Source organism: Alphaproteobacteria bacterium, assembly GCA_030740435.1.
Lineage (GTDB): Bacteria > Pseudomonadota > Alphaproteobacteria > UBA2966 > UBA2966.
In genome coordinates this window covers 45,436-51,435 of record JASLXG010000149.1, presented here as the reverse complement: position 1 = coordinate 51,435, position 6,000 = coordinate 45,436, and the positions used below count along the sequence as shown (strand labels likewise).

Annotated in this window: 5 protein-coding genes and 2 riboswitches; all 5 genes read right to left on the bottom strand. The window is 69.0% G+C overall.

The window, feature by feature from the left end; translation table 11 throughout:
* Positions 1-331: 331 nt before the first annotated feature.
* Positions 332-1,831 carry an aminomethyl-transferring glycine dehydrogenase subunit GcvPB gene (gene gcvPB / locus QGG75_15345; protein MDP6068608.1) on the bottom strand — a complete coding sequence of 500 codons (1,500 nt, stop codon included), beginning with the start codon at positions 1,829-1,831 and terminating at the stop codon, positions 332-334.
* Entirely contained in the window at positions 1,828-3,174 is a 1,347-nt protein-coding gene (gene gcvPA, locus QGG75_15340) for an aminomethyl-transferring glycine dehydrogenase subunit GcvPA (GenBank protein MDP6068607.1), read from the bottom strand. The genes gcvPB and gcvPA overlap by 4 nt, the downstream gene beginning before the upstream one ends.
* Positions 3,174-3,551 (bottom strand): glycine cleavage system protein GcvH, encoded by a 378-nt coding sequence (gcvH, locus tag QGG75_15335; GenBank protein ID MDP6068606.1) that lies wholly within the window; start codon positions 3,549-3,551, stop codon positions 3,174-3,176. The genes gcvPA and gcvH overlap by 1 nt, the downstream gene beginning before the upstream one ends.
* Positions 3,552-3,578: 27 nt before the next feature.
* Positions 3,579-4,685: a glycine cleavage system aminomethyltransferase GcvT gene (gene gcvT, locus QGG75_15330; protein MDP6068605.1), complete on the bottom strand. Its 1,107-nt coding sequence runs from the start codon at positions 4,683-4,685 to the stop codon at positions 3,579-3,581.
* A 70-nt stretch (positions 4,686-4,755) separates the two neighbouring features.
* Positions 4,756-4,862: riboswitch (glycine riboswitch) on the bottom strand.
* Position 4,863: 1 nt separating this feature from the next.
* A riboswitch (glycine riboswitch) is annotated at positions 4,864-4,949 on the bottom strand.
* Positions 4,950-5,074: 125 nt separating this feature from the next.
* A complete protein-coding gene (locus QGG75_15325; GenBank protein ID MDP6068604.1) occupies positions 5,075-5,614 on the bottom strand; it encodes a hypothetical protein in 540 nt (179 codons plus the stop codon).
* Positions 5,615-6,000 lie beyond the last annotated feature (386 nt).

Sequence of the window (6,000 nt, the reverse complement as noted above, 5' to 3'; positions counted from 1 at the left end):
GCCTGCACCGCAGCGATGATCCGAGACCGAAGAGCGAGAGGATGACTGCACCCCATCTGGTAGCCTCCTTTGATACGAACACAACATCATGTGGAGACACCAGTGAATCAGCACATCCGATTCAATGCAATCTTGAAATGCTCTAGACCAGCAAACCGCCGACACCATCATCGACGACGCCATCCGCGAACTGGGCAAAAGCGCGCACTGAACCGATTTCGGGCTGGCGGCCGCAAGGCGAAAAAAACACCCCCTCCCTGCCCTCCCCCCTTGTGGGGGCGGCAGCCGCAATCGACGCGGGAATGGCACAAGAAAACCGCGCCCGTGGCGCCTACTCCGCCGCCTGGTCCGGCCCGGGCGGGCGCCAGCGCAGCACCGGGTGGCGGGCCGCCTGGGTCTCGTCGATGCGGCGGCGGGGGGCATGGCGGGGGGCTTGCTGAAAAAAGTCGACGTCGCCCGACTTGGCGCGCTGGGCCAGGCGGCGCATGGCGGCGATGAACTGGTCGAGGCTTTCCTTGCTTTCGCTTTCGGTGGGTTCGGTGAGAAGCGCGCCGTGCACCACCAGGGGAAAATAGATCGTCATGGGATGGAAGCCCTCGTCGATCAGGGCCTTGGCGTAATCCAGGGTGGTGACGCCGGTGTCTTTCAGGAATCGCTCATCAAACAGCACCTCGTGCATGCAGGGCCCGGGGAACGAGGGCGTGAGGTCGCCGTCGAGCTCGGCTTGCAGGTAGTTGGCGGCCAGCACGGCGTCCTCGGAGACCTGGCGCAGGCCCTCGGCGCCCAGGCTGAGCATGTAGGCATAAGCCCGCACGAACATGCCCATCTGGCCGTGGAAAGCGCGCATGCGGCCCAGCGACTGGGCGGCCTCGTCGGTGGCGTGTTCGCGGAGCGCATAGCCCTCGCCGTCCTCCACCACCCAAGGCAGCGGCGCAAAGGGCACCAGGGCCTGGGATAGCACCACCGGTCCGGCGCCCGGGCCGCCACCGCCGTGGGGCGTCGAGAAGGTCTTGTGCAAATTGATGTGCATGGCGTCGACACCGAGGTCGCCGGGCCGCACCCGGCCCATGATGGCGTTGAGGTTGGCGCCGTCGCAATAGAAAAAGCCGCCGGCCCCGTGGATGGCCTCGGCCACCTCCAGCACCTGGTCCTCGAAGAGGCCGCAGGTGTTGGGATTGGTCAGCATCACGGCCGCCACGTCGTCGCCCAGTTTGGCCTTGAGCGCCGCCACGTCGATGCGGCCGCGGTCGTTGCCGGGCACGGCATCGATGGCATAGCCGCACATGGCGGCGGTGGCGGGATTGGTGCCGTGGGCCGAATCGGGCACCAGCACCCGGGCCCGGCCGTCGCCCCGGGCCTCGAGGGCGCGGCGGATGGTCATCAGGCCGCAGAGCTCGCCATGGGCCCCGGCGGCCGGCGACATGGCGATGCCGGGAAGGCCGGTGATGACCTTGAGCCAGTGGCCGACGGCAGCGATCAGGGCCAGCGCGCCCTGGGTGGTGGCGGCCGGCTGCAGCGGATGCAGCTCGGCGAAGCCGGGCAGCCGGGCCAGTTTTTCGTTGAGCCGGGGGTTGTGCTTCATGGTGCACGAGCCCAGCGGGTAGAGCCCGGCATCGATGGAATAATTGTGCCGCGAAAGCCTGACGAAATGGCGCACCACCTGGGGCTCGGAAAGGCCGGGCAGGCCGATCTCGCGGCTGCGCCCGAGATCGCCGAGACGGTCGTTGAAGGGCTCTGGTTCCGCGAGGTCGACGCCCGTGCGTCCCGGCGCGCCGAGTTCGAAGATCAAGGGCTCCTCGTGGTCCAAGGCGCGGCGGCGGCCGGCGGTCATGACAACTCCTCCGCCAGGGCCCCGGCCAAGGCCTCGATCTCGTCCGCCGTGTTGGTTTCGGTGGCCGCCACCACGGCCAGGTTGGCCAGGCTTTCCCGCTCGGGATAGAGGCGTGAAAGCGCCACCCCGGCCAGAATGCCGCGTTCCGCCAAGGCCTCGACCACCGGGCTGGCCGGCCGCCCCAGGTCGATGGTGAACTCGTTGAAGAAGCGATCGTTCACCAGCGCCAACCCGGGCACCCCGGCCAGCCGCTCGGCCAGGTGCACCGCCGTGGCGTGGTTGAGGCGCGCCAGCCGCCTCAGTCCGTCCTCGCCGAGCAGCGTCAGGTGGATGCAGAAAGCCAGCGCGCAAAGGCCCGAATTGGTGCAGATGTTGCTGGTCGCCTTGTCGCGCCGGATGTGCTGCTCGCGCGTTGCCAGGGTCAGCGTGAAGGCCCGCAGGCCGTCGGCGTCGAGGCTTTCGCCGACCAGGCGCCCGGGCATCTGGCGGACGTACTTTTGGCGCACCGCCAGCAATCCCAGATAGGGCCCGCCGAAGCCCAGCGGGTTGCCCAGCGACTGGCCCTCGGCGGCGACGATGTCGACGCCCATCTCGCCCGGCGATCTGAGCGCCCCGAACGAGACGGCCTCGGTTACCACCACCAGCAGCAGCGCGCCCCCCTCGTGGCAGGCCGCGGCCAGCGGCGCCAGGTCGCCGATGCGGCCGAAGAAATCGGGATACTGCACCACGACGCAGGCGGTATCGCCGTCGATCCTGGCCGCCAGGTCCTCGTCGGCGCGCGGCTCGGGCGGGGCCAGGTCGAGCTCGAGGTCGATGAACTGGCTGGCCGTCTGGGCCACGGCGCGATAGTGGGGGTGCAGCCCGCCCGAGATCACGGCGCGGCGGCGCCGGGTCACACGGCCGGCCATCAGGATGGCCTCGGTGGTCGCCGTCGAGCCGTCGTAGAGCGAGGCGTTGGCCACCTCGAGGCCGCTGAGCAGCGCCACCTGGGTCTGGAATTCGAAGAGGAACTGCAGCGTGCCCTGGCTGACCTCGGGCTGGTAGGGCGTGTAGGCGGTGAGGAATTCGCTGCGTTGGATGAGGTGATCGACGCTGGCCGGCAGGTGATGGCGGTAGGCGCCGGCGCCGATGAAAGCAGCCAGGCTGTCGCTCGCCCGGTTTTGCGCCGCCAGCGTCGTGAGCGTCCGTTCGACGGCCATCTCGCCCTGGCCGGCGGGCAAGTCGAGCAAGCCTTCGAGCCGTGCCGCCGGCGGCACGTCGGCAAACAACTCGTCGACCGAGGCGGCGCCCGCGCGCTCCAGCATGGCGGCCCGGTCGGCTGGCGTCAGCGGCAGGTAGCGCATCAGTCGAGGCTGTCGACGTAGGTGGCGTAGGCGGCGCCGTCCATCAGGCCTTCGAGCTCGTCGGCGTCATCGAGGCGGAATTGGAAGAACCAGCCCTCAGCCTCGGCCGAGGCGTTGACCTTGCTGGGATCGTCGGCCAGGGCCTGGTTGACCGCCGTTACCTCGCCGGCCGCCGGGGCGTATATCTCACTGGCCGCCTTGACCGATTCGACCACCGCCGCCTCGTCGCCCTTGGCGAAGCGGGTGCCGGGGGCGGGAAGATCGACGAAGACGATGTCGCCGAGCTGTTCCTGGGCGTAGTTGCTGACGCCGACGGTACCGATATCGCCGTTCAGGCTGATCCACTCGTGGTCCACGCTGTATCGGGTCTCAGACATGATCGAACCTTTCCGATTGCAAACTCTTCAAGTCTTGACGTAGCGGTGCGGCACGAAGGGCAGCGCCACCACCCGGGCCGGCTGGCTTTTGCCGCGCACCATCAGGCCGAGTTCGCTGCCCACTTCGGCCCGCTCAGCGGCGACGCTTGCCATAGCGATGGGTCCATTGACGCTGGCCCCGAAGCCGCCGCTGGTAACCCGGCCGACGACGTCACCCCCGGCCACCACCTCGGCCCCTTCGCGGGCCAGGGCGCAGCCCTCGGGGCAGAGGCCGACGCGGCGGCGCGCCGGTCCCTGGGCCAACTGATCGAGGATCACCCGGGCTCCGGGAAAGCCGCCATCGCGCCGCCGGCGTTTGGCGATGGTCCAGGCCAGCCCGGCCTCGATCGGCGTCGTCTCGGCGTCGAGTTCGTGGCCATAGAGGCAGAGCCCGGCTTCCAGCCTCAGCGTGTCGCGGGCCCCCAGGCCGATGGCCTCGACCTCGGGCTCGGCCAGCAGCAGGCGCGCCAAGGTCTCGAGATCCCGGTTGGCCAGCGAGATCTCGAAGCCGTCCTCGCCGCTGTAGCCCGATCGTGAGACGCGGCAGGCCAGGCCGGCGATCTCCATCATCGCCGCCGTCATGAAGGTCATCCCGCCAACCGCCCCGTGGCGGGCCAGCACGGTGGCGGCGGCCGGGCCCTGCAGCGCCAGCAGGCCGCGATCCTCGAGCACCTCCAGCGGGCCGCCCAGGCCGTCGAGATGGGCCCTGAGATGGGCCACGTCGGCTTCCTTGCAGGCGGCGTTGACGATCAGAAAGAGATGATCGCCGGCATTCGTCACCATCAGGTCGTCGCGCACGCCGCCGGCCTCGTTGGTCAGCAGGGTATAGCGCTGGCCGCCCGGCACCAGGCCGGCGATGTCGCCCGGCACCAGGCGCTCCAGCGCCGCTGCCGCTGGGGCGAGCGGCCCGGGCAGCACGATCTGGCCCATGTGGGAGACGTCGAAAAGCCCGGCGCTGGCGCGTGTCTGGCGGTGCTCGGTGAGGATGCTGGCGGGGTACTGGACCGGCATCAAATAGCCGGCGAAGGGCACCATGCGGGCACCCAGCTCGAGGTGCAGGTCATGGAGCGCCGTCTTTTGTGGGTTCTCGCTCACCGGTCCCTCCGACCCAAGGTTACGCCAAGGCGCTGTCGACAATACTCGTTGCCGGAACGCGACCTTAGCCCCCTCTGTCCGGGACCTGAGAGATTAGCCAGCCGCCGCATATGCCGCCTGCCGGTTTACCCCTTCGGTGGGGCGCCGGGTCGAAGCCGGCGCCCGCTCTCCAGAGTGCCATCCGCCTGCGGTCCTTTTGCCTGAGAGTTTCCGGGGCGGTTGCTCCTTCGGCGCCGGCGAACCGATCTCTCCCGCAGGCCTCATCTGTCTGGTCACGAGGCACCGGAGGTGCCGCGCGATGTTGGTGATGATAGACGGCCGGGTGGCCAGGATCAATCTTGCGAAATTCCCGCCGCGCGGGCCGCCGTGCGGCTTGGCCGCCGCACGGCTTAGCGGCCGCGGCGGCGGCGGTTGTATTCGAGCTGGTCGGGGGCGAGTTGGAAACCGATCAGCACCTCGAAATCCTCGGCTTTCTGGCCTTTGGCCAGGGGGATGATTTCCTCGATCTGCTCGACCACGCCGGTGCGCCGGCGGTTGGAGCCGAATTCGAGGCGGCTGGAAAAGACCTCCTTGGCCATGACGCCGCCTTCGGGGCCGGTGACGGCGACGAAAAAGGGGAACTCACCGACCCGGCCGCGAGCCGCCGGGCCCCGCGTGGCCACCAGATCGAAGCTGGCGACAACCTCGACCCGGCCCTCCTTGAAGACGCACTGCAGTACCAGGTTGGAGATCGTCGCCTCGTAGCGCACGTCGATCAGGTCGCGGCCATCACCTTCCTTGAACTGGGTCAGCCGTTCGGCCTCGCCCAGCAGCATGATGGCGGGGCAGGGGATGTTGGTCTGCTTGGAGAGCAGCCCGTCCGGGCCGCAGCCGGCCAGCAGCAGCGCCAACAGCGGCGCGGCAAACACCCCCCGGTGCGGCCTCAGCATGCCCTTTCCTTTCGCTTCTCGAGGCTGGCGCCCGTCGCTTCGCCCTTTGCTCCCGGGGACTGTATGTGAGCCCCGGACGCCACGCAAGGAAAGCCAGCGCGGGCCATGACCCGGTGAGAAATCCGGGCCTAGCCCGCATTTCTCACCGGGTTACGGCCTGCGCGTCGCTGTCGCGCCGACAGGGTAGGCCCAGGGACCTTTGGCTGCGCCGCGCGATGTGGGACATCGGGCAAGCAGCGTGACACACCCTGTCGGTGCGACAGCGGCGCCCGAAGGGTCGCCCCCAGCCGCGCGTCCGCTTTGGCAAAAGACCGAAGCGCGTAGTCCCACTACGCTCTTCGGTCTTTTCCTTTCGGATCGCATCACCTGGGGGCGACGCAGGCCAT

Coding starts and splice junctions, on each gene's coding strand:
- gcvH (MDP6068606.1), bottom strand. CDS start 3,551: ATGTCTGAGACCCGATACAGCGTGGACCACGAGTGGATCAGCCTGAAC.
- gcvPB (MDP6068608.1), bottom strand. CDS start 1,831: ATGACCGCCGGCCGCCGCCGCGCCTTGGACCACGAGGAGCCCTTGATC.
- QGG75_15325 (MDP6068604.1), bottom strand. CDS start 5,614: ATGCTGAGGCCGCACCGGGGGGTGTTTGCCGCGCCGCTGTTGGCGCTG.
- gcvPA (MDP6068607.1), bottom strand. CDS start 3,174: ATGCGCTACCTGCCGCTGACGCCAGCCGACCGGGCCGCCATGCTGGAG.